Annotated in this window: 1 protein-coding gene and 1 pseudogene; one reads left to right on the forward strand and one right to left on the reverse strand. The window is 73.4% G+C overall.

What is annotated here, in order from left to right:
• Positions 1–2,303: PQQ-dependent sugar dehydrogenase (locus H5J30_RS25395; protein ID WP_181789677.1), on the forward strand; the 2,303-nt coding region annotated here is incomplete at its 5' end.
• Between the two features lie 78 nt (positions 2,304–2,381).
• Here H5J30_RS25395 and H5J30_RS25400 read toward each other — a convergent pair.
• Positions 2,382–2,855, reverse strand: a pseudogene (locus tag H5J30_RS25400) (oxidoreductase); the annotation flags it as partial.

The raw sequence follows: 2,855 nt of genomic DNA on the forward strand, positions 1-2,855 counted from the left end.
TCCAACTGGCGTCCGGCGGCGCCGAGATGGGCGAGCCCATGTCGCTCGCCGTGCTGCCGGACCGCTCGGTCGTGCACACCGCGCGCGACGGCACGGTCCGCTTCACCGACGCCGCCGGCAACACCAAGACCGCCGGGAAGCTCGACGTCTACAGCCACGACGAAGAGGGCCTCCAGGGCATCGCCGCCGACCCCGGTTTCGCCACCAACCGGCAGCTCTACCTGTACTACTCGCCCGTGCTGAACACCCCGCCGGGCGACGCGCCCGTCACCGGCGGCCCCGCCGACTTCGAGCCCTGGAAGGGCCACCTGAACCTCTCCCGGTTCACGCTCAAGGCGGACAACACCCTGGACATGGGCAGCGAGCAGGTCATCCTCGAAGTCCCCAACGACCGCGGCCAGTGCTGCCACGTCGGCGGCGACATCGACTTCGACGCGCAGGGCAACCTGTACCTGACCACGGGCGACGACACCAACCCCTTCGCCTCCAGCGGCTACTCCCCGATCGACGAGCGGGCCGACACCAACCCGCAGTTCGACGCCCAGCGCTCCTCCGGCAACACCGACGACCTGCGCGGCAAGGTGCTGCGGATCAAGCCCACGGCCGACGGCTACACCGTCCCCGCCGGGAACCTCTTCGCCCCCGGCACGCCCGAGACCCGTCCCGAGATCTACGCGATGGGCTTCCGCAACCCGTTCCGGATGTCCGTCGACCGCGAGACCGGCGCCGTCTACCTCGGCGACTACGGCCCGGACGCCGGCGGCAGCGACCCGAACCGCGGGCCGAGCGGGCAGGTCGAGTTCAACCGCATCACCGGGCCCGGCAACTTCGGCTGGCCGTACTGCACGGGCACGAACACCGCGGCGGAGACGTACAACGAGTTCACCTTCCCCAACGGCCCCTCGGGCGCGAAGTACGACTGCGCCGGCGGCCCCGTGAACAACTCCCCGCACAACACCGGGCAGGACAAGCTCCCCGCGGCCGAGCCGGCCTGGATCCGCTACGGCGGCGACGCCGGCAGCCCGCCGGAGTTCGGCGGCGGCTCGGAGTCGCCGATGGGCGGCGAGGTCTACCACTACGACCCGGACCTGGACTCGGACGTGAAGTTCCCCGAGTCCCTGGACGGCCGGTACTTCGCGGCCGAGCTGGGCCGGCAGTGGATCAAGGCCATCGAGGTCGGCCAGGACGGCTCCCCCGGGCTCATCGAGGACTTCCCCTGGGACGGCACGCAGATCATCGACACCGACTTCGGCCCCGACGGCGCGCTGTACGTCCTCGACTACGGCTCCGGCAGCGGCCCCGCGGCGCTGTACCGCATCGAGTACCTCGCCGGCTCCAACCGCAACCCGGTCGCCCGGGCCGCCGCCGACGTCACCTCGGGCGGCACGCCGCTGACGGTGCAGTTCAGCTCGGCGGGCAGCGCGGACCCGGAGGGCGGGGCGCTCACGTACCGCTGGGACTTCGGCGACGGCGGCACCTCCGACGAGGCGAACCCCTCGCACACGTACACCGGGGCGGGCACCTTCACCCCGACCCTCACCGTCACCGACCCCGAGGGCCTGACCGGCACCGCGAGCCTGGTGGTGACGGCCGGCAACACAGCGCCCGCGGTGACGCTGCAGACGCCGGGCGACGGGCGGCTGTTCTCCTTCGGCGACGACGTGCCGTTCACCGTGGCGGCGAGCGACCCGGAGGACGGTGCCGTGGACTGCACCAAGGTCCGGGTCGCCTACTCGCTCGGGCACGACAGCCACACCCACGAGATCACCTCGGCGAACGGGTGCAGCGGCACCATCAGCGTGCCGCAGGACGGCGAGCACGACAGCGCGGCGAACCTGTACGGGGTCTTCGAGGCCGAGTACACCGACTCCGGCGGGCTGACGGGCACCAGCACCCGCACCCTCCAGCCCCGGCACCGCCAGGCCGAGCACTTCGGCGGGATGTCCGGCATCGAGGTCGCCGGGCACGGCGGCGCGGAGGGCGGCGCCACGGTCGGGTTCACGGACAACGGCGACTGGGTGTCGTTCGAGCCGTACGCGCTGGACGACGTGACCGGCATCAGCGCGCGGGTCGCCTCCGGCGGTCCGGGCGGCACGATCGAGGTCCGTACGGGCTCACCGACCGGCGGCCTGCTCGGGACCCTGACGGTGCCGCCGACCGGCGGCTGGGAGAGCTACGAGGACGTCAGCGCGTCGCTGACCGCGGCGCCTGCCGGGGCGACGACGCTCTACCTGCGGTTCGCGGGGCCGACCGGGCAGGGAAACCTGCTCGACATCGACGCCTTCACCTTCACGACGGGGTAGGCGGAGAGGACGGGCCGATGACCGGCCGGCACGGTGCGCCCGGCTGGGCGGAGCGCACCGTGCCGGTCTCCCGTCCGCCTACGCCTCCGCCGCCAGCAGCGCCAGCAGTTCCCGTTCGCGCTCCGGGGTCAGTCCCGCCCGCCGCGCGCGGTGGAGGCCCTGCTCGCGCTCCCACTCCAGGAGGTCCGCCAGCAGCTCCTCCCGCGGCCTGTGCGTGAGTCCCGCCGCCACCGCCGCGGCGCCGCTGCGGGCCGTGAAGCCCTCCCAGCCCGGCTCGTCCAGCCACATCGCCAGCGACTCGGTCCCCATGAACTGCTCCACGCCCTGCGCGCGCAGCCACCCGGAACCGGCCTCCGCCACCTGCCCCGTGTGCCCGCCGACCTCCCGGGACAGCCGGATCCACTCCGCCAGCGACAGCACCGGGCCGACCGCGTCGTACGTGCCGCTCGCGCCCGACTCCGCGTTGTCGAGCAGCCACGCGGTGAGGTCCCGGACGTCCACGACCTGCGTCGACAGCCGCGGGCCGGTGGGGACGAGCATCGGGCTCCCGGG

Source organism: Streptomyces phytophilus, assembly GCF_013870535.1.
GTDB classification, from domain to species: domain Bacteria; phylum Actinomycetota; class Actinomycetes; order Streptomycetales; family Streptomycetaceae; genus Streptomyces; species Streptomyces phytophilus.